This window comes from Paenibacillus aquistagni (assembly GCF_900177815.1).
GTDB lineage: Bacteria > Bacillota > Bacilli > Paenibacillales > Paenibacillaceae > Paenibacillus_B > Paenibacillus_B aquistagni.
Window position 1 is genome coordinate 164,022 of sequence record NZ_FXAZ01000008.1, and the last position, 21,945, is coordinate 185,966.

Annotated in this window: 9 protein-coding genes; 1 reads left to right on the top strand and 8 read right to left on the bottom strand. The window is 49.4% G+C overall.

Features of this window, described 5'->3' with window-relative positions; genetic code table 11:
* Positions 1–13 precede the first annotated feature (13 nt).
* From B9Y93_RS21860 to B9Y93_RS21890, 7 genes are all read right to left on the bottom strand, one after another.
* Complete coding sequence (locus B9Y93_RS21860; RefSeq protein ID WP_085498268.1) at positions 14–3,880, bottom strand: non-ribosomal peptide synthetase; 3,867 nt, start codon at positions 3,878–3,880, stop codon at positions 14–16.
* A 42-nt stretch (positions 3,881–3,922) separates the two neighbouring features.
* Positions 3,923–7,030 (bottom strand): cyclic peptide export ABC transporter, encoded by a 3,108-nt coding sequence (locus B9Y93_RS21865; protein WP_085498270.1) that lies wholly within the window; start codon positions 7,028–7,030, stop codon positions 3,923–3,925.
* The gene (locus B9Y93_RS21870; protein ID WP_170936641.1) at positions 7,023–8,273 is read right to left on the bottom strand and encodes a macrolide family glycosyltransferase; all 1,251 of its coding nucleotides are present in this window, start codon (positions 8,271–8,273) and stop codon (positions 7,023–7,025) included. Before B9Y93_RS21870 ends, B9Y93_RS21865 begins: the two co-directional genes overlap by 8 nt.
* Positions 8,274–8,380: 107 nt before the next feature.
* The gene (locus tag B9Y93_RS21875) at positions 8,381–12,913 is read right to left on the bottom strand and encodes a non-ribosomal peptide synthetase (protein ID WP_085498274.1); all 4,533 of its coding nucleotides are present in this window, start codon (positions 12,911–12,913) and stop codon (positions 8,381–8,383) included.
* Positions 12,914–13,638: 725 nt separating this feature from the next.
* Positions 13,639–14,598, bottom strand: coding sequence for a vWA domain-containing protein (locus B9Y93_RS21880; RefSeq protein ID WP_085498276.1), 960 nt, complete (start codon positions 14,596–14,598; stop codon positions 13,639–13,641).
* 128 nt (positions 14,599–14,726) lie between these two features.
* Positions 14,727–15,851 (bottom strand): AAA family ATPase, encoded by a 1,125-nt coding sequence (locus B9Y93_RS21885; RefSeq protein WP_085498278.1) that lies wholly within the window; start codon positions 15,849–15,851, stop codon positions 14,727–14,729.
* 97 nt (positions 15,852–15,948) lie between these two features.
* Positions 15,949–16,428 (bottom strand): DUF6530 family protein, encoded by a 480-nt coding sequence (locus tag B9Y93_RS21890; RefSeq protein WP_085498280.1) that lies wholly within the window; start codon positions 16,426–16,428, stop codon positions 15,949–15,951.
* A gap of 709 nt (positions 16,429–17,137) precedes the next feature.
* Between B9Y93_RS21890 and B9Y93_RS21900 the strand changes: the two genes are divergently transcribed.
* The gene (locus tag B9Y93_RS21900) at positions 17,138–17,764 is read left to right on the top strand and encodes a pentapeptide repeat-containing protein (protein ID WP_085498284.1); all 627 of its coding nucleotides are present in this window, start codon (positions 17,138–17,140) and stop codon (positions 17,762–17,764) included.
* 864 nt (positions 17,765–18,628) lie between these two features.
* Here B9Y93_RS21900 and B9Y93_RS21905 read toward each other — a convergent pair.
* Entirely contained in the window at positions 18,629–21,790 is a 3,162-nt protein-coding gene (locus B9Y93_RS21905; RefSeq protein ID WP_085498372.1) for an efflux RND transporter permease subunit, read from the bottom strand.
* Positions 21,791–21,945: the final 155 nt, after the last annotated feature.

Below are 21,945 nucleotides of genomic sequence, written 5' to 3' on the forward strand. Positions count from 1 at the left end.
AAACTTCCCCCTTTCATGACACCACACGACTAGAGATCAATTGGCGCAGCAAATCGATATAACTATCAACAAGCATCTGAACTTCGTCTCTGGCTAGCCGGTTATCATTGAACTTGATGACGACCGACATCTCGTTTTGTTCGGTTATATCTTCAATTCCGATTGTGAGGTCGTATATTTCCAGCAATCCAGCGTCGATCTCAAGCTCTTGCTGGCTTAGCATTAATGGCAATAGGTCATGCTCGCGCTTTATATTGGAAGCTGCGCGCAGCTGTTGGATGGAGTAGGAAGAAGCATGGACATTTGTTCTACGCTGATGCACGCTGTGGAACAACTCGTCAAAGCCGTTGATGGCATCTCGATCCAGCCGTATCGAGATCGCCTCTGTTCCTCCTTCAAGCAGGAACTGTATCGCCGAATGCGGCTGTTCATTCCATTCGCTTAAGAGATAGAGGAACATGCCTGCAAGCACATCGAGAGCCTCTGCCTTCGACTCCGCTGCCATCGCATGGATCGGCTGGCGAAGCTGTTCTTGCAAGTAGAAGCGAATGCTTACCATTCCGCTGCCATTGCGCTGCTTGCGGAACAAGCTTGGAGGCATTTCTTGAACATCAAGCTCAAGCGGTTGACTCTCTACCTTGCCTCTCCCCTCTCTCTCGTCGATCCATGCCGCCAGCTTGGCAATCGTCGTATAAGAGAATAGATCCACGATCTGAATGCCGAAAGCATACTCCTTCTCCAGCTTGGCATGAAGCTGCATGAGCAGGATAGAGTTGCCTCCAAGGTCAAAGAAATGCTCATGGATCCCTACCTGCGATAGCCCAAGAACCTCCTGCCATACACGGCGAATCTTGCTTTCTGTCTCACTGGCATGATGGGCCTCTATGCCTTCCGACTGCTCTGCGACCATTGGCTTTGCGATAAGCATGAGCTGCTGGCGATCAAGCTTGCCGTTGGTCGTCATCGGCACATGGTCCACCTGATAGAACTGCTGTGGAATCATGTAAACCGGCAATGTGGCGGCCAATGCTTCTCGAAGCTCCCTGACAGCCGCTTCAGCGCTCAGCTTCACAAAGGCAGTCAGCATCCTTATTCCATGCTCATCTGTCTGCGGCAGAACAATCGCCTCTGCCACCGCTTCATGATGAAGCAAGCAGGATTCCACCTCGCCCAGCTCGATCCGGTAGCCGCGAATCTTGACCTGCTGATCCTTTCTGCCTACATAAAGCAGACTTCCATCCGAACGCCATGCCCCCATATCGCCTGTTCGGTACATTCGTGCCCCTGCTTGATAAGGATCATCAACGAAGGCTTGCGCATTCAGCTCAGGCCGGTTCAGGTATTCCCTTGCCACACCTGCGCCTGCAATGCAGATCTCGCCCGCTACCCCGATAGGAGCTGGGTGGCCGTAGCCATCAAGGACGTATACGCGGTAGCCGAGAATCGGCTTGCCGATCGGAATGCTGTCAATGCCGACCTTGCTGACCGTGCTCATCTTACAGTCCTGCTCCCCTGCTGGCTCTTCATATCGATGATAGGTCGCGCATACCGTTGCTTCAGTCGGACCATACGTATTGTAGACCTCAGCTCTATGAGACAGCTCCTGCATATACTCTGGCTTCAGCACATCGCCGCCGCTGATAAATACACGAACGCTATCCATGCCCGCTTGCTTATTTAGCTCATTCATTAAGAGCGGCGAGCATGATACGAAGGTAATCTGATGCTGATGGATTCGTTCCACGAGCTTCGGCATGTCGAGCACTTCCAGCTTGGTCGCCACGACGACCTTTCCTCCAGTCAGCAGCACAGGGTATACTTCCTCTACAAATTGATCGAAGGAGCAGGAGGCTTGCTGCAAGAATACATCCTCTTGATTCAGCTGGAATTCATGCAGGAAGGCATCAACGTACGCTAGAAGATTGCGATGCTCGACGACAACCCCTTTTGGAACTCCAGTAGAGCCGGAGGTATACAGAATGTAAGCCGCATCGTTAGACTTGGGCATGGATTGTGGCGGCATCACAAGCTCTTCATCCTGTTCTGTCCTACACAAATCTGTATCCGTCATGTTCATGATGGCGCCTGCAAATGAGATAGAGGCTGGCAGTGAAGCTTCCGTTGTAATCACCATTCTCGGAGCACAGTCATCCAGAATCTGCTGAACCCGTCCAGGCGCATAGTCAGCGTCTATCGGCACGTAAGCTGCGCCTGACTTCAGCACTCCAAGCATCGCTATAATGAGCTTCTCGGAGCGATCCAGCCAGATCGCTACGGGCTCGCCCGCCTGAACCCCTAAGAAACGAAGGCGGCTGGCTACCTGATTGGCAGCCTTATTAAGCTCCTCATACGTTAAGCTGTGATCCCCACAATGAATCGCGATACGGTGCGGAGTCTGTTCGGCCTGCAGCTCGAATCGGGCATGAATCGTATCCGTATTCGGGCTTACTGCCTTATCCTCAACCATTGGACCTTGCGAGAAGGTATCGAGAAGCAGCGTACGCTCCTCGTCTGTCAGTAGATCCAGCTCTCGAATGCGGAGCTCATCTTGCTCCATGATCTGCTCGATCATCTTCACGAAGTGTGTACCCAATCTTCTTACCATCGAATGAGAGAACGAAGCTGCTGCATAAGCAAAATCCACTTCTAGTTCTCCGCTGCGAAGCGGCTGGATCCCGATTGTCATCCCATAATGAGTCGATTCTTCCATCGCATAGCGTTCGATTCGAAGCGGACCGCCCTCGCCAAGGGTTCGATCGAGTGGATAATTCTCCACCACCATGATCGTATTGAACAGAGGCGCATGAGAGTCAGCACCGCTATAGCCGCTGATCTCCACCAATGGAGTTAGCTCATGCTCCATCCGGCGAATGAGCTTGGCATTCACATTTCGAACCAGTTGATGAACGCTGTCCTCGGCTTGCCAGCTGACTCGGATCGGGATCGTATTGATGAACAATCCGATCATCTCTTCCACGCCTGCAAGCTCCGGGGGACGACCCGACACTGTCGTTCCGAAAAGCACATCCTCGCTCTTGCTGTACCTTCCTAGAAGCAGGCCCCATGCTGTATACAGCAATGCAGCCAAAGTCACTTGATGCCGCTGCGTGTACGTCGTTATCGCTTCGGCCTTTACCTTAGGAAGGAGAACGCTATACCGTTCTTCTGCCGACCCTTTTGCCCCTGCTGCCCATTGGTCTGACTCATCGTCGTGGTGAACGTCAAGAAAGGTGCGTTCCTGCCATCCTGCCAGCTCCTGCTCCCAATAGGCCTGCTGGCTCCTTTTATCTTCTTGCTTCAGCAGCTGCACGTACCGCTTGAATGGCGTCTTGCGACGCTCAACCAGCAGCCGCGCCTCTCCTTCAGCATTCGCTTGATAGGCTTCCAAGAACTCCTTCAGCAGAACGCCGTTGCTCCAGCCATCGAACAAGATATGATGCCAGGTCATTACCAACTCGCACGCCTCATCTGGCAGCAAGCACAGCATCATTCGCATCGGCGCGACTTCAAGATTAAGTTCCTTGCTGCGGTCCTTGCACTTGATCTCCTCGACCATAGCATCCGACTGCTCCGATGAGCATTGGCTGTAATCGTGTACTTCTATTGGAATCTCATGCTCCTTCAGCACGATCTGAATCGGCTTCTCCAGCCTCTCCCAGCGATATACCGTTCGAAGCAGCTCATTGACTCGCGCTACGTCCTGCCAAGCCTGCTTGAAGGTTGCAACACAGCAGCTGCCCGCCATGCGAAGTGCGAATTGCTGGGTATAGTGCCCCTTGTTTTGACCACTCCGGTAATGAAACAAGAGCCCTTCCTGCAGTGGAGTCAAAGCCATGATGTCCTCCACATTTGTTTTATCCAATGGGTTGGAACCGCTCATATCGCTTCATCCTCTCCTACCAGCCAGTTCATTCCCTGGGCGTTATTTTGAATAGATGAGGTCCTTGTTCTGTTCATTCCGAACCACTTCAACAACTTGGCCAAGCTCCATCTTGATCACCTGATCAGCCGTATGGAAGTAACGATCATCATGCGTAATCGCTATGATGCACTTCCCTCTTTGCTTCAGCTCAGGCAGCAGCGTGTGATAGAAGAAGGCCCGGTATTCAGGATCTTGATCTGCGGCCCATTCATCAAACAGGCAGATCGGCCGATCCTCCAAATAACTGATTAAGAGTGCCAAGCGCTTCCGCTGCCCGGTAGAGAGCTTCGTCGTATTGAGCGCTCCATCCCGAATCTCAACCTTGTCCTGAAGGTGAAGTACCTTCAAATAGTGCTCAATTTCCGTTTGCTTCAGCTCATAAGGCACCCCGTAGAGCTTTTCGAACAAATAAAAATCACTGAAGATCGCGGAGAATTTCTCGCTTAGATCCCGTGAGGCCGCTTCCTCGCCGTTCACTGTGACTCCGCCGTGCACAGGCTCATATAGACCGGTGATCAGCTTCGCGAGCGTCGATTTGCCGCTGCCATTCCCACCGGTAATGAACGTGACCTCGCCAGCCTTGAAGGTGCAGTCGACTGGTCCTACCGCAAAGCTCTCGCCATTGCCATAATGGTATTCCACTGCTTTGAGCTTCAATTCGAGCGCAGCTGCCTGCTCCAAGCTTGGCGCCGCCTGCTGTCTCGCTTCCTGAATCGAATCCAGCTCTCTTGACAGCTCGTTGATGCGGTTCCAACTGATCCGCACCCGGAAAATATTCGGGATCGTACCTAAGATGCCGTGCACGGGACCTGTCATATAAAGCAGGACAAACACATAGTTTCTAAGCGTGCTGACCTTCAAATCGCTAAACAATAGCGGGAACAAGAATACAACCGCGCCGATGACAAAGGTGAACAGCAATTCGCCGATGACATTCACATTTGCAAATTTCAAGTCGCCGCCAATGCGTTTCTCTCGGTAGGAATGACAGTTTTCCTGCATATCCTGCTGGAAATCTTTGCGTTTGTGGCTGTTAAGGCTGAGCTCCTTGAAGCCGCCTGTGAGATCGCCAATGAAGCGGAAGAATACATTTTGTATATCACGCGTCTGCTCCCACAGCTGATTGGCCTTCATGCCGACGAAGTAGTGAATGCCTGCTGCGATGACAATAAAACCAATGGCCAGCAGCACACCTAAAGGACTGATCATGCCCATGTATACAAAGCAGCTGATCAGCGTTACGAAGCTGGTTGCTCCGGTAATGACAATGTTAGAGAAGCCGCTGATTGTCTCCGTATCATTGTTGAGCGAGGCTGGAATCTTCCCTTCTTCCACGCCTTCAATCCGTTGATAAGAGGTATTCAGAATCTTGCTTAACAGCTCAATTCGCTTCTCATACACCATGTCATTAGCGATGCGTACAAGCCTAGTGCGCACTAGCTTTTGGCCAAATACATAGATCGCAATGCCAAGCAGGAAGAAGAGAAACATCCCGCTTTGGAACTCATCAATATCGCGATTTAGCGTCTCATTGACGATAAAAATGATCAACGCGTTGCCGAAGCCGCTGGCTACGCTTAAGAGCGTGATGGCAAAAAATGAGCGGTCATCGGACTTCGGAAAGATCGTCGTGAATAGAAAATACAAACCAAACAAGAAGATGGTTCCGTACAAGGAGAGCACGGCATACCGCAATGTATTAGGCGCCCATACCTGCACAAAGGACCAATCCACGCCCCAAAACAGCGTGTCTGGAATCTGATACAGACAGTAAGCGAGTCCTGCCATAAATGCAAAGAAGATGGAGAACCCGGCAGCTGTGGTCGTATGTCGGCCAACATAGCTGCGGCTTCCTCTAATCGCCTGCCACACTGCTTTGGAAGTGAGCCACAGCACAAGCAGCATAACGGGAATCGTCAAGAGAAGCACAACGGAGGAAATGGCGTCCAAGCTCTTGTACATATCGCTCTCCGGATCAGGCACTTCCTTGTCCACCATCATGTTCATAATCCCTTGCGCAGCTGCCCCGGAATACGGCGTGTTCATGTTGGCCAGCACCGCAACGCCTAGTCCCTCAGAGGGACGAAGGACGAAATAGGTAGAGTAGTTCGGATTGCCGCCTGCATGAGCAAGCATGCCTTCCCCATCCTGATAGACACTCCATCCCGCAGCATAGGAAGAGCCGTCTCCCGCTGGCGCAACGGAGCGATCTGCCTCATGCGAGGCGCTAATTACGCTATCGAAGGGCTCAGCTTCAGGCAGCGCCCCCATTTGGATCTTCAGCCACTTGGCAACGTCATTCGTATTCGATATGATGTAGCCCGCCGGCGTATTGCCTCGGTACATCGGAGCATCATAAGCTGCAGGCCGCAGCATCTGAAGCTTATAGCCCGGAGCAAGCTCCCCTTGAGCGGCAGCGTCCTTGCGGAACAAGTATGTTTGGTCCAAGCCAAGCGGAGTCAACACATGCTGCTGGACGTACGCCTCATATGACATCCCAGACACCTGCTGAATAATCAGAGCAAGGATGTCATAGTTGATCGTGGCATACTCGTATTTCTCGCCCGGCTGATGATCAAGCTGCTGGCCGATCTGTGTTCGCACTGTTCGTTCCAGCGCAGCTTCATCCTCCGCAGCAGGAATATCCTTAATGCTGTGGAATGGAATGCCGCTTGTATGATGCAGCAGGTGCTTGACTTGCATCTCGGCTGGCTTGCCTTCATAGGTCGTTTCAAACCAAGGCAAATAGGTCTTTACAGACTCATCACGATTCACTAATCCTTGCTGCTCCAGCTGTAGAAAAGCCAAGCCCGTGAACGCCTTGCTGGTCGAACCTAGCTCGAACAATGTTTCTGGCGTCACTGCGATATCCTTATCCCGATCCGCATAGCCAAAGCCCTTCTGGTAGACAGTTTCGCTTCCATTCACGATAACGACAGCCATCCCTGGAATCTTGGATTTGTCCATCATCTCTTCGATGTAACGGTCTATTCCTTCCGCAGACGCTGCTCCCATAGAGGAAGCCGCCGCAGCCAAGCTGCCGCCCGAGGCTGCAAATAGCGCTGCGCTTAAACCGATAAACAGCAGCATTCGCATTAATTTATTCATGGCACACCTTCTGCTTCGCATTTTTCACGTATTGCATGATTTCGTTAACCGCTAGATCAATACCGCCTGCTGATTCGAAGGACTGCTTGATCTTACGCAGCTCCTCACGGTAAGAAAGATCGTTAGCAGCCTGATCGATTGCCTGCCTCAGTTCATCCCTTGCAGGCTCGCTGCTGCGGAGATAAATGCCTGTATGAGAACGCTCCACCATCAACGCGCCCATAAATTCATCAAAGACTTGCGGCAGCACAACCATAGGCACTTCATAGCACAGCGATTCATATATGCTGTTCGCTCCGCCATGCGTAACGAAGACAGAAGCCATGCTTAAGAGCTTCAATTGTGGCACGTACGGCTGAATGATGAAGTTGGATGGGTGTTGGCCAAGTACTTCTGGATCGGTCCCGATTCCTGTTGCCATTATGACTTGATAGTCCGAATCCCGAAGCGCTTCGAAGCAGGTCTGATAGAGTGCCGATAGATTATGAAGAATGGTCCCAAATGCAATATAAATTAGCGGCCTCCCGTCTAATCGCTCATACGGGAATTCAGGCTCCGTTCTTGGGTAGACCTGATAGCCTGCAAAAACATGTGTATGGTCGAAGGATTCCGCGTGAATCTGAAATGCTTTTGAGGTAAACAGAAGGTTAAGCCCTTCCTTGCTGCAGAAAATATCGTTCATGACATTCATTCCCGGCCTCCCATACTTAAGCCCAATGACACGGGAGAGCTTATCGGTCAGCTTGCGGTAAATATCATGCTGGCCTTTATGCTTCTGATAAAGCGGATCTTCAGCAGCTAGCAGCACATACTCCATGAAAAATTCAGGGTCCTTGCTCGCCATCTCATCGATGAACGGGAAGTTGGCAAATACCGAAATGCCAGGAATGTCAAGCTTTGCAGCAAGCTCCTTGCCCCATAAGCAGAAGCTGTCGTGAATAATATAATCCGGCTGCCATTGATAGACTTCATCATGCAGCGCTTCAACCAAGGTTCTGGATTTCTCCATAATAAAGTCAGCAAATACGAGCAGCGTCTCGATTCCTGTGCCATGGTGTCGTCCGAAGCTCAACATTCCGCGGTAGCTGCGAAAGGTAGCGCCTGTTTGCTCAATTTTTTCTCGAAAAGGATCACTGCAATAATAAATGACCTCCTCGCCTCGCTCGATCAACCGATGTATGAGGCCAAGGGTCGGGTTCACATGTCCATGCAGATCAACGCCAAAGAATACAACTCTCGACATTTCAGGCCACCTCCTTGGGGGTTGAACCATTTCTTTTGCTATACGAAAAGTTAATAGAGTTAACTTCACGCGGGGCAAAGACACCCGTACAGCAGCGCTGAACGTTTCTACGTAAACAAGCTGTCCAGCTCATCCTGCGAAAGATTGACCGTATCAAAGTCTGATGGCGTAAACTCCTGTACTTCGTTCCCCGCACAATGGCTTATGATGGCAGCCAGCGCTTCCTCGTAGCGTGCCATAAAGGAATGCAGCGTCACATCCGCGAACTGGCTTTGGCTATAATTGACGCTTACGCGCAAGCTCTGATGCACGATCATGGCTTGTATATCAAGCAGGGCCGTTCGAGCATTGGCTCTGCTGGAATCAAGTCCGCTGCCCTCCTCCGCTAAGGTGAACCAGGGATTATCCCATGCTGCATCAAAATCCCCTAAGAAGTTAAAACGAACCAGCTGACACGCGTCGTAATCCAATGCTAGCTTCTGCTTGGCCTGCAAGATGCCGAAGCCGATTCCTTGTGACGGAATGGCCCTTAGCTGTTCCTTGACTGACTTGATCCGTGCAGCTAATGCATGTGGCTCTGCGCCCTTCATAGGCGATGTCAATCTCACAGGGTACATGCTAGTAAACCAGCCGATCGTGCGGGATAAATCGATATCTTCATGCCCTTGCTCTCTTCCATGCGACTCCAGCTCGATCACGAGATCGTCCATTTGGAACGTCTCTTCTGCCGCAAGAGCCAGAGCAGCCATCATCAGCTCGACCGGCTTTGTGCCATATGCCTGATGGCACTCGTGCATCAATGTCCTTGTCTCTTGTTCTGTCCAGCGACGCTCAAGCACATGAGAATGGGCAATTAACGCCTCGCCATGCTCCATATCCAAGGGAATCGGCCGGATTCCCTCTAGTACAGCGTTCCAATATTGTTCTTCCTCATGTGAGACAGACAGCTGTGACACGGAATCAGACCACAGCTTAAGAGAAGCCGTCTTGGATGGAAGCTGGCAGCTTTGCCCTCTTGCACGACGATCTAACGCATCCGCAAAGTCTTCTAATAAAATGCGCCAGGATACGCCATCGATAACGAGATGATGCGCGGTGATCAATAGACGCTGGCCGTTCTGGCCAAGGTCAAACAAACAGCCCCCAATGAGGAGTGTATCGCGAAGATCAAATTGCCGCTTGAAGGTCTCGCCAAGCTCGATCATCCGTGCCGTCTGCTGTTCATCATCTTCGATATGCGCTAAAGAAATCGTTTGAAAGAGCTCCAGCCGATCGGGCTCATGATGGTACTTCAGCTCTTGCAGTTCCAGATCCACCTGCAATCGCAGACCATCATGATGTTCGGCTAATTGCAAGAGAACCGCTTTAACAGCATGCATATCAACAGCAGCCTTCATCTCCAGCAGCACCGATTGGTGGTAATATGCTGGATCTTCGAACTTCTGCTTAAAGAACCAGGACATGATAGGCAAAGGCTTCACGATGCCTTCGCTTCTCGCTTGGGAATATAGACTCTCTCCCATTAGCGGCTCTATTCGCAACGCCATCTGTTCAATGATAGGATTCTCCAATATATCTCGAACCTTAAGCAAATAGCCGGTCTTGTTCATTCTTGAAGAAACTTGTATCGCTTTAATAGAATCGCCGCCAAGATCATAGAAATGATCGTAAAGGCCCAACTTTTCAACTTGCAGTACACCGCGAACAATTTCAATCAAAATTGCTTCAATACTGTTTCGTGCTGACGCATGCTCGTTTTCCTGTACTAAAGTAAGTTCGGGCTCAGGCAGCATCCCCCGATTCACTTTTCCGTTAATGGTTAGCGGAATTTCCTCCAGCTCCACAAACACATGCGGGACCATATAGCTAGGAAGCGTCACTGCCAGGTACTGTTTAAGCGCTGTATTCTCAACGATTCCTTGCTTGACGATATAAGCACATAAATATTTGCCGAGCCTGTCATTCTCGCGATCCATGACGAAAGCATCTGAGATCCGTTCGTGCTCCGTAATGGCCTTCTCGATCTCGCCCGTCTCGATGCGGTAGCCTCGAATTTTGACCTGATGGTCCACACGTCCGATATATTCGAGCTTGCCGTCAGGAAGCCGCTTCACAAGATCTCCTGTACGGTACATTTTCTTGCCTGTCACAAATGGATTGTCAAGGAACCGCTCTTGTGTCAATTGTTCACGGTGAAGATATCCGCGCGCTACCCCGTCCCCACCGATGTACAGCTCGCCGATCATGCCAGCAGCGACAGGATTCTGGTCTGGGTCTAGAATATACAACGTCACGTTGTCCGCAGGAATGCCGATCGGAACGGACACCCGCTGATCCTGAATCGGATCATACTGATGAATCATGCAGCCTACCACCGTCTCGGTCGGTCCATATTCATTGTAAATTTCAATATGTCCTCCGAAGGCTTCCGTAATGTCCTTCGCAAGGCTTGTCTTCAGATCCTCGCCCCCAACAATAAACCGTTTGACAGAGGATTGCTTATAATTCCCTTCTCTTAAGAGTGATAAATGAGCTGGAGTCAGCTTCACAATGGTTGACGCCTCATCTCGTATAATGCGGTATAACACAAACTCATCACCGTCGTCCCGATACACGCATATGCGGCCGCCGCAGATTAGCGGGGTAAAAATCGAAGTAACCGTTAGATCAAACGCCAGTGATGAATATAATGGGAATGTCGGAATGTGATCGCGAACATATACCTTCTGTGCCCACCAGATATAATTGGTCAGTCCCTGTTGCTCGATCATCGCACCTTTTGGTTTACCAGTTGAGCCTGACGTATAAATCACATAGGCAAGATCCCCTGGAGCATGAACATGCTCCAGATTGGAGGAATGCACGTGATCCAGCATCAAATTGGAATAGGTTAGGACCTGACCTGCATAGCCCATCAGGATCGTATCGGACAGATTGGTCAGGACTAGCTGCGCGCGGGAATCCTCCAGCATGTAACGAATTCTCTCTTCCGGATAAGAAGGATCAATCGGCAGATAGGCTGCTCCTGTCTTCATGACCGCGAGGATAGCTGCAACCGCCTCTATGGAATGCTGCATCCAAAGGCCTACAATAGATGCTTTGCCTGCTCCATGCTGAAGCAGCACTCTTGCCAAGCGGTTGGCATGCTTATTGAGCTGCTGATAACTCCATTCCTCGTGCCCATGGACAACGGCGATGGCTTCTGGCCGCTTAGCCGCTTGCTCCTCGAACAGCTCCAGCACCGTGCGTTCCTTCGGATAAGCGGAAGTTGTTCGATTATGCTCATGCAATTCGCGATACTGCTCTTCTTCCGTCAACAATGTGATGCCTCGGATCAGTCTCTCCGGCTGATCAACCATCTGTTCGATGATAAGCAGCAGGCGCTTCGACATATCCTCAATCTGCTCCGCACGATAGGCATCCAATCGATAATCATAATCCAGCGTCAAGCCGCCATCTCTTGACCAATGCTTGATGACAAGCTGGAGCTCATACAGCTGATGGCCATTGTAGAATTCAGTGTTATCAACCGGCATGCCGCAGACATCCTGCGCCATGGTCGTATTATAGTAATTGATGCTTGTATGGAATAATTGATCGTAGCCTTTCTTCTTCAGCTCTAGATCCTGTGCAAGCAAATCATAGGGATAGCGTTGATGGAAGTAGCACTCCATTAATGCCTTCTGTACAGCATGCAAGGCATTGGCAATCGTGTCCTCCGCCGGAATCACGTATCGAAACGGCATGGTGCTCGTAAACATGCCAAACATGGATTTTTCCTTTTTGCCCGATCGGTTCAAAACAGGGGTACCCACCACGAGGTCCTGATGCTGCGTGGATTTGTACATGTAGATAAAATAAGCGAGCACAAAAAACGTATTCAAGGATATCCCTGCAGCATCTGCGAAAGATTGAATACGCTGTGAGCGCTCCATATCGAGCTCAACCGTATAACGTCTTCCCTCTGTGCTGACGACAGCTGACGGGGTTACTCCTTCGGGAATCGATGTGTACTTATCATTCCAGAACCGCTTGCTCTTCGTAAATCTCGGTGAAGCTAGGTAGCGTTCTGCATCCTGTATGTAATCGATGTATGATGGCGCAGACCCTGCATCTTCGATGCGTTCTCCATCCATTAGCTTGGAATAAAGCTCTGCGATCTGCGAGGTAGCCAATTGGTTGGACCAGCCGTCTGCTATCATATGATGGGATTTGATCAAGTACCCGTTATCTTCATCTGAAATGCGAAACATCGCGAAGTAATAAAGCTTGGAATGGGTAAGGGCAAATGGCTTGCCTGCTTCTTCATCAATCCAAGACCAGAATGAGGCTTCTGGATCAGGCTCTTTGGAAAAATCGTAAAAATCCAAGGGCGCGTCCTCGTGCGCCGCAACGAACTGGCGTATATCCTCATCCTGTGGGACAAACTGCAGCCTTAAGCCATCATGTCTCTGTATAAAAGCAAGAATGGCTCGCTCCAGCAGAGAAAATGCAATGGCCCCCTTGATTCGAACCGGGCCCCCGATGTTCGCAAATGAAGTTCCTGGAAAGATCTGCTCCATGTACCATATGCGCTTTTGCGGATGGCTTAAAGGATACGTGACATGGCCCAAGGGCTGAACCGATGTCGGTACATTCATGTGAAATTCCTCCCATACATCAAGTTGGATAAATCTCGCCTCGATTCAATTGTAGGGTAACTCTAGAACGCATTAAGAGATGCTTTGAGAAAAAAATGGGTTGTTAAAGGCGGGAAAGAAGTAGAGCTTCCCTCTAAATCTATACAGCTCGTTGGACTTGGCTCATATGAAGGAGTTGCAAGGTGCATGCAAGTCAGCTCCGATGGTGTAATTCAAACGGTTTCATTTTAGAGAAAAAATAAAGAGAGTAATTCTGGGTGTAAGGGTTTATTGAAGTTATGCTCCCTCATCTTGGGAGTGGTGGGAATGTCGATTCTTGATGGTTTAATTAGTCATACTCTACCAAAGTTTATCAGAAGAAGTCAATAAGTCCATTTCAGGAATTTGTAAATATTTGTCGTCGAATATCGTAAAATTGTGCAGGAAAACAAAAAAATTTGTCGATTTATATTAAATTTGTATTCTCCTCTCTTCAATGGATGTTTAATGGCATTTAGCATAATAATTGATACCCTAAAATATTTTCCTATTGATCCCACAATATCCCTATCTTTGACTAACGTCAAGTTTATTTTCCACATGAATGATTGAACTTTTTGTGTAGGTTTGCCGCTCATGATGCTTGGTAATCATTCTACTCCTCTACCTAAAAATAGCTTTAGAAAAAGACATCTAGCGCATGACGATGCAGCATCGCAACATGCTAGATGTCTCATTGGTTATGCTCACATATATCTTGCAATAATCCGCACAAGCTTAGCGGGAAGCTCATGCAGCTCCGTAATGTCCAAATACCGTTCACTACCGTATATTTGGCTAATCACGTCTTTGTCTTGGCCGATAGCCGCTGCCAAGAAGGTAACGCCCTTGCGCTCATATTCCGCGATGGTCTGCTGCATGTCTGCCATCGCATAGCCTCCGGTGTAGTCCTCCATGGCCTTCGGCTGGCCGTCGCTTATGCTGATCAAGAGCTTCGTCTTATGCATAGTCGCCGCGAGTCGCTCGGACATCAAGCGAAGCGCCAAGCCATCTCGGTTGTTGCTTCTCGCACGAATCGCCATCAACCGATAACGATCCATAGGTTCTGCTTGATCAAAGTCGGTGTATGCGAAGAGCGACATCTGCTCCAGCCTGGACACATCGGCGGTATCTCCGCAAATAAGGACTGGAATGTCGCACATCTGGCAGAATTCGTATACCGCAATAACTGCGCGCTTAGCTGCCTCTAATCGTCCGAAGGCGGCCATGGAGGCGGATTCATCCACCCTTAAGCCCACCACAAGCGAAGGCGATTCGGATGGAGGACGCTTTTTGGCAAATGTTCTGAAATCTCGGTAAGCCACGTTGTCCACCTGGAACTTCGTTCCATAGAATTGATGTTTGGCATATTCCAAGGACACCTCGTGCTCAAGCAGCGGAAGCGTCTTTCTTGCGATCTCTCTAATGATCGGCATCAGCGACATCGCGAGCTCATCGTATTCAAGCACATGCACCGCATCATAATCAGGCCGATGCACGATCAGCTTTACTCCATGATGGATGGAATGGGAGGCGACTTCCCTTGCCGTTCGATTCAATTGCTTGCGGAAGTCACGCGCTCTGCGCTTCGCGTCCTCATCCATATTGTCGGGATTTCCCTGATGGTATTTGGGATCACCATCCTCGCCCTGATCAGAGCTTTCCATATCTGAAGATGGATCTGCCTCTGCAGATGCGCTATCTTCACTATCTGACGATCTTTTTAATGCAATGCCGACTTCCTCTTCAGCATCGTCCTTCGTACAATCGCCATCATCAATGCTTCCCCATGCCTTTAATTCGATATCATCAATTTTTCGTTTTTTTTTAGAAGTTTCTCTAGCTGCTCCAGGCTCTCCAGCAGACCGTGACGATTCAACGCTTCTTCCAGCAGCTTGATTTCCTCTGAATCGGTCGTAATCTTATAAATGACCTTGTGATAAAGGGATGCTTTAACCGGAGTCCCTGCCGCAACGGCATCGGTCCAGTAGAAAAAGGATCGCATGCCCGCTACCCCTTTAATCGCATTGGCCCGTGCAGCTATGTCCAACGTCATGATGATCTCGGCTAGAACATCAAGCACCTGCTCATTCTGGTAGCCCGTCTTCGCAATCGCGCGTTCAATCATGACCGCCTTCGACGGCAAATCCATCTTCTCCGCATGCTGAATCCGGTCGCGCAGCGCTTCATTGAGCGGCCTCGCTCCAGCATAGCTGCGGTTAGTCGTAATCACCACGATAAAATCCGGATGACGGTGAATGACCTCTGTCGGAAGATTGATGCTCCCATCCAGCTCTAGAGCAGAATTTAATGCCATTAATACAGCAGCATCCCGAATGACATTCGGCTCCTGAATCTCCAGCAGATAGCCGTGCTGATAGGCTCTTACAATCTCGGATGGATAGAAGCGGTACTCAACGTTCTCCCCATCTGCATGTTCAACAGCCAGCTTCAAGAGCTGCTTCAGCTTCCATGCAGCTTCCTCGGAAGTAAGCTTCAGAACGTCCGCTAGGATGCTCGCCGCACTTTGAAAGCTGTCGCCTTCATATAGAGCCTTCAATGCAGCTTGATCGTTAGGCTCAAGCTCCTCCAATCGCTCAGAGTTAAGTACAGGCAGGATGGCGCCGATAATATCGGATTTATCCATATCGGCAAAGCAGGTGACCTTCGTATAAGGCAGGCCAAAGTTTGCCGACAATGCTTTTGCCAGCTGTGTTTTGCCGCTCCCGGCATCACCCTCCAGCAAAATATTGGCGATCTTCATCTCCCCGCGATTCCAGTTGCGGGCAATCTCCTCGCTGATGCGGCGTTCCTGCTCACTTTCCTTATGAGAGCGCGGCTTCTTCCAAATCAGACTCCGCTCTTCCTGCGTTAACTGCCTCTCTGGCGACAAATGATATCTCGATTGATGTTCTTTCATTGTGATTCCCTCCAAAAACGGTTCACATCAAATGACCGTTTGTTCGCTCACGAGGGATTGCTGACCATAGAAGGCCCTATTCGAACTTGAGAGGAGATTAATAACCCATCTCCTTCAAAATTCGCGATAACGTACGAAGCCTTTCCCCGATCATCTCTCCATCGTCGCTTAGCGCTTGATTAAACAACTCAATATCTTCATTAATTTTCTCGTTGTCTGTGCATACCTCTACTGTCATCGCGTCCCCTTGCAGGCCGATACGGTCAATGACAGGATTCTCCGGATCGTACAAATGCTCGTAGCGGTAGGCTTCGCGAAAGTGTTCCATCGTGCGGCAGATCAGAATGCTTAGATCCAGCACCCGATGCAGCGGCAGCTCCTCTGATTGTCTCGACCACTTCTCGCCCGTGAATCTCCACACCTTAGCTGAAATATCCACCTTGCCTCTGTCGTTCCATTGCGCCAAACCCAAGGATAGACCCTTGGCGTCTGTGTTTCTGGCCTTTCTTCCATCTACCTGCTCATAGTTCTCCGATACAACGACAGGCTTATGCTTAAGATTCGTAGGTATTTTCATTGCAAATCCCTCGCTTTGTTATTTTTATATATACTTGATTACTGAATTACTAATTTACTTATTTACTAAATTACTAAATCCATGAGCTCATTATAACGCTTTGCTGCTCATGAATCAAACCCATTTTTCATTTTTTTGCTTATCCCAGGCTCTCGCCTTCATGGTTAAGCAAATAAAAACACCCTCTTAGACATTGGATAAGACCATCGGCAATCCAAATGAATGCATGAGGGTGTTTGGTGACTTGCTTTACACCAGCAAGTCGAAAATGCTGTTTCTTCTAAGCAATGAACATCGAAATGCTGTTATTTGGCTATTCATCTTGCTTTCTCTCGCGGATTACACGGTCACACTCAGCTGAAAGCACGTCCAATTTGTGTGAGAGCGCGTCTAGGTCCTTGTTGATTCTTTCCATAAGGAGAAGGGCTCGATTCATCTCATCGCGAACTTCCTCCACTTTGTTGGTCAACCTGCATTTCGCTTCATCTCTTTCCTTCATTGGACGACATCCTCCATATCAAGCTTGACTCTTTTATCATACCTGTGAAACAGTTGAGACAACACGCTTAAATTGCTATTGTTAGTGGTAATAAGGAATCATAAACCGTGAAATAAACGAATATTCGGGTTTGAACTACCATTACCACCTTTATCCACATCTATAACCATTATGAACATCCCTGCAGCGGTCTAAAAAGGAGAGCATCCGATGAACGAATTCAATATCCCTATCACCAACTATGAACATGTCATTGAGAATCAAACCGTGATGATTGAAGATATCCAGTCCTATTCCTATTTTAAAAACTGTGTGATTGAATATAAATTCGGGCGCAGGCAGATCAATGAGGTTGCTTTTGAGAACTGTGAATTTGCTTACCATGATTTATCCAGCATGGAGTTCTTGGACTGCTTGTTTTATAAATGCGATTTTTCCAACGGAGAATTCAAGAGTACAACTCTATACCGGGTCAAGTTCGGCTCGTGCAAGCTGATTGGGGCACAATTCACCAACTCCACTATTAAGGATGGACAATTTTTGGATTGCTTATTAACGTATTCTTCTTTTTCAGATTCCAAATTAACCAATGTCCACTTTCAAGAAGGCAAACTAGATGATAGCTTCTTTCAACACATTAAACAAAAAAATCTCACCTTTAGCCGCGTCGCGATGGATGGAATTGATTTCTACGAGACACCGCTTAAGGACATTGACTTGTCTACATGCGAATTTCATCTCATCAATCTGGATATTGCTCTTGCTAGAGGCTTAACCATAAGACCCGATCAAGCATACAGCCTCGTCGCCTTATGCGGGGTTAAGCTCACTGATTAAGCTTCCCTTCTCAGCCACTCCTAGTTGAGTGGCTTTTCTACTATATAATTTCTCACACCTTCCTTGCATCCTCTAAAACCTTCTAATTGACTACGATCTAGACTTCATTTAACCACTTGCATACATTCGAATGGATATAACAGACTAGAGGATATACAGTCCAAACATCCACCAACCAACGTCATCAAGCATTAAAAAAAGGCTGCTGATGGGTTTCATAACTCATCAGCAGCCTTCTTGGCATACTACGGATAGAACGCACAACAAATGAAACAGAGCTGCTTCTCTTTTAGCGGAGCGGTTCAATGTTAAGCCGTGTGGACATTGACCTATAGTTCCTTCCATTTTTGTTTTAATTTTTGGCGGAGCCTGAAGCTTAAGCGCTGTGTATGCTCCTCATTTTTCACAAGCAGCTTGTAGGCATCCCATAGACGTTTTCTTTTCTTAATTGGTACAGCTTTTCACCAAATGTCATTCTTAATTACTCCTTCTTTTTTACATGGATAGCCTCATAATAGGTTCATAAAAACAGCTTCAAATTGAGGAGGATTCTACCATTATATATGAAAGGGGCGGGAGCATTCGTTTCAATCCGATTGCATCGCGAGGATACGGTTCACTGCAGGACCAATAGAAGCTGTCAATCCATTATTTCATCTAATTAGAGGATGCTCTCTCTTCTTCGGATAAGCCTTATCACTCGTCAACTGATGCGTAAGAGTTGTACCCAAAGAAAAGAAGCTGCAAATGAAACTGCAGCTTCTTCGTTATCTATTAATGCGCTGAACCATTAGCAAATCTTCCGCTGACACCTGTCTTGATTTACGTGCCTGTCAGGTGAACGACGCTCTTACAGCTCACCTTTTACAAAGACATATCGTTATGCACGCTGCCCTTTTCTTTTTGCTTAAAAGGCCACCAGTTGGCTTCGCCGAACGTCCGAATCATAACAGGGACGAAGAATGGCATGAACGCAAATGCATAGAGGAAGAGTCCCGTAATCGCAATCGTCGCGATCTGAATCAAAGACAGCACACCTGATGGCAGCATCGCAGCGAAGGTTCCTCCTAGAATAATGGCTGCTGAGATGATGACGCTGCCCATATTCTTCATCGCATGAATCATCGCATCTTTCACTGGCAAATGTCGATACTCATTAAAACGGTCCATCAGGAAGATGCTGTAGTCTACGCCCAGCGCGACCAATATGACAAAGGCGAAGAACGGCACCGCCCAGCTTATGCCTCCGTACCCCATCATATCAACAAAGATGAGCTCTGCTACCGCAACGGAGGTGAAGTACGTCAGAATGAGCGACAAGATCAAATAAAGCGGCATTATGATTGATCGTAACAGCACGACAAGGATAATGCCGATTCCAACCAGCATCAGCACGACCGTTCTGGAGTAGTCCGCTGCCGAGATCTCATTCAGATCGGCAAATGTTCCGGTAACTCCGCTAATGCCATAGGTGGCATCGGACAGCACCGTCCCTTTAATAGCGCGCTCGACGGCTGCCTTGATCTCATCGACCTTGGCGATTGATTCCGTGCTGTACGGATTGCCAGTAAACACAACGTCCAGCGTGGCAACTTTGCGGTCATGCGACATATAAGTATCGAAGACCTGCTGGAAGTCCGTATTCGCCAGCACCTCGCCAGGAATATACCAGCCGGCCATCGTTTCATCAGAAGCACGGGCAAGACCATTCAAATATTGCTGGGCGGAATCCAAGCCTCCTGTCAGCTCGCTCAAGCCAGCCACGCTTTGATCCAGTCCATCCGTCAGCTCGCCCAGCTGATCATCAAGCTGATTGAAGCCCTGCTGGATTTCCTTTTGGCCAGACGAGATTTGTCCAAGCCCTTGGATAACGCCCGGCACTTGGGAGACGATCTCGCCCTGGCCGTCAGCAGCCTGCTTGATGCCCATGCGCAGCTCTTCCATGCCCGATACAAGTTGATCCAAGCCTCCGACCAGTATGGTCTGGCCTTCAAGTGATTGCGCCAAGCCTTGGTTTGCCTGCTTCAGGGATACCCCAACCTTAGTCAGCTCCGCATTCAATTCAGACATGCCGAGCGCCATTGGCTGAGTGCTCTGCTGCAATTGAGACAGCATCGCCTGGAGCGTGACGTAGTCCTCATCCTGACGTAGCTCAGGATAGGTCTCAGCCAGCTTGCGAAGATGATGGTCCATTCCGCCAAGGCCTTCGCTGATTCCAACGAGCCCCTTTTCAATCTCCCCGTATTTCTCCGCAAAGGTCGAGATTCCACCTTCCAGCTGCTGATATCCTCCCAGCAGTTCCTTGCCTGCTGCTGCAAGCTGCTCAGCCGACTGCTTAGCCTGCTCTACAGCCTGCTTTAATTCACCCGCTCCTGCGGAGCCCTGCCGGATTCCATGCTCAATTTGCTTGAGTCCCTGGTTGAGCGCCGTCACGCCGCGCTTTAATTCATCCGTGCCTTGAACGAGTGTGCCTACTCCCGCTGCAGCTTTGGACAGCTCTGGTCCAGACTTGCTCAATTCAGCACTCGCGGTGCTTAATCCTTCTCGAATCTGTCCGATACCATCCTTCCCTTCGCCAAGTCCTTCATCTAGCTGCTTTACCTGCTCGGTGACGAGGAGCTCCTTCAATCCTTCTCCTGCAGGCCGGGTCGCGCTTCGTATCGATTCGATCCCATCTATTTTTACAATCTCCCGACTGACCTTCTCGATGGCTGCTAGCGCTTCCGAAGTGTCCATCGGCAGCTCATTTTTCAATACGATCTTGGCAGGCATGGATTGCCCTGGCCCAAAGCCATCTGCGATCAGATTAAACGCCTTGACGGAATCATAGCCATCGCCGATCTCATCAAGCGAATTATACGATTTGAGACCGTCATAGGTCAGCAGCAGCGGAATGATGAGCACGGCCAATAGCAGCAAGGTTATAAGTGGACGCTTCCACGAGAAGCGCCCTGCTGCCGCCCACATCCGGCTTGGCTTATGCTCCAGCGTCCCCTTCGACGGCCAGAACAGCTTGCTGCCTAATACCGCCATAAAGAAAGGCACGAGCGTAACCAGCGCGAGCAGGAGCACCCCGACACCAACCGCCACCGCGGCAGCCGATTGATAGAGCACAAAGGTGGAGAAGCCAATTGACGCAAAGCCGACCATGACGGCAAGCCCTGAGAACAGCACAGTCTTCCCTGCCGTGCGATAGGTCTCGATAATCGCGGACCATACATCCTCTGGCTGCTTGACAAGCTCTTCTCTGAATCGGCTGATAAGCAGGATGCAGTAATCCGTCCCGATTCCGAACATGACCGCGACCAAAAAGATCTGAGTGAAGTTCGAGAGCGGAAAATCCACTCCATCAACAAGGAACGCAACGATGGACTGTGCGGCCAAGTAGCTGATGCCTACCGTGAGAAGCGGTACAAATGGAGCGACTGCTGAGCGGAATACGATGAACAGAATGACAAGAATAAAGATCACCGTGATCACTTCCGTTCGCTTCAAGCCTTCCTCCGAGCTCGCCACCACATCCTCATCGATAAAATGCCGGCTCGTCAAATAATGCTCGACCGGATTATCTTTAAGTGCGGCATAGAGGGAGTCCCTCACTTCTGATGTGGACTGCCCCTCCCAGTCGCCGCCAAGCAGCACCATCAAGGTCTTGCCGTCCTCGGACACAAGCTGATCTTGCAATTCAGGCTGGTCAAAGTGGCTGGTCACGGACGTAAGCGACAACTCCTGCTGCTTGCTCTTAAGCAGCTGTATCGATGCTTCAATGTCCGCGAGGTTATCGGAGGAGAGCCCCTCATTATGATGAAAGACCAATACCGTATCCCCGATCTCCTCACTGCCTCCTTGCTTGCTGACTTCCTTCAGCATATGGTCTGCCATGGAAGACGAATAGCCGTCAGGAACCGTTATCTGCCCCTTTTCCCTAACGAGATCCGCCATACTCGGCGCCATCACAAATAATCCCGCTGCAACAGCTATCCACAGCACAACAATATACCATCTTGCCTTTAAAATTCCCCTTATCATGCCGTCCATCCCCCTTCCCATTCCATCAACCATAATGAGTCTATGCTGCCAAAATGAACGTTTTGCATCTCTTGTTGTCCACTCCTCACCTGACACAATCCAAGCCCATCCGATTCATGAGCATTGTACAGCAGCTCCAAATTAGACATACA

Bases quoted from the DNA above. Each gene is read 5' to 3' on its own strand.
- B9Y93_RS21860 (WP_085498268.1), bottom strand. From the start codon at position 3,880: ATGAGCGGTTCCAACCCATTGGATAAAACAAATGTGGAGGACATCATG.
- B9Y93_RS21865 (WP_085498270.1), bottom strand. From the start codon at position 7,030: ATGAATAAATTAATGCGAATGCTGCTGTTTATCGGTTTAAGCGCAGCG.
- B9Y93_RS21870 (WP_170936641.1), bottom strand. From the start codon at position 8,273: ATGTCGAGAGTTGTATTCTTTGGCGTTGATCTGCATGGACATGTGAAC.
- B9Y93_RS21875 (WP_085498274.1), bottom strand. From the start codon at position 12,913: ATGAATGTACCGACATCGGTTCAGCCCTTGGGCCATGTCACGTATCCT.
- B9Y93_RS21880 (WP_085498276.1), bottom strand. From the start codon at position 14,598: ATGGAAAGCTCTGATCAGGGCGAGGATGGTGATCCCAAATACCATCAG.
- B9Y93_RS21885 (WP_085498278.1), bottom strand. From the start codon at position 15,851: ATGAAAGAACATCAATCGAGATATCATTTGTCGCCAGAGAGGCAGTTA.
- B9Y93_RS21890 (WP_085498280.1), bottom strand. From the start codon at position 16,428: ATGAAAATACCTACGAATCTTAAGCATAAGCCTGTCGTTGTATCGGAG.
- B9Y93_RS21900 (WP_085498284.1), top strand. From the start codon at position 17,138: ATGAACGAATTCAATATCCCTATCACCAACTATGAACATGTCATTGAG.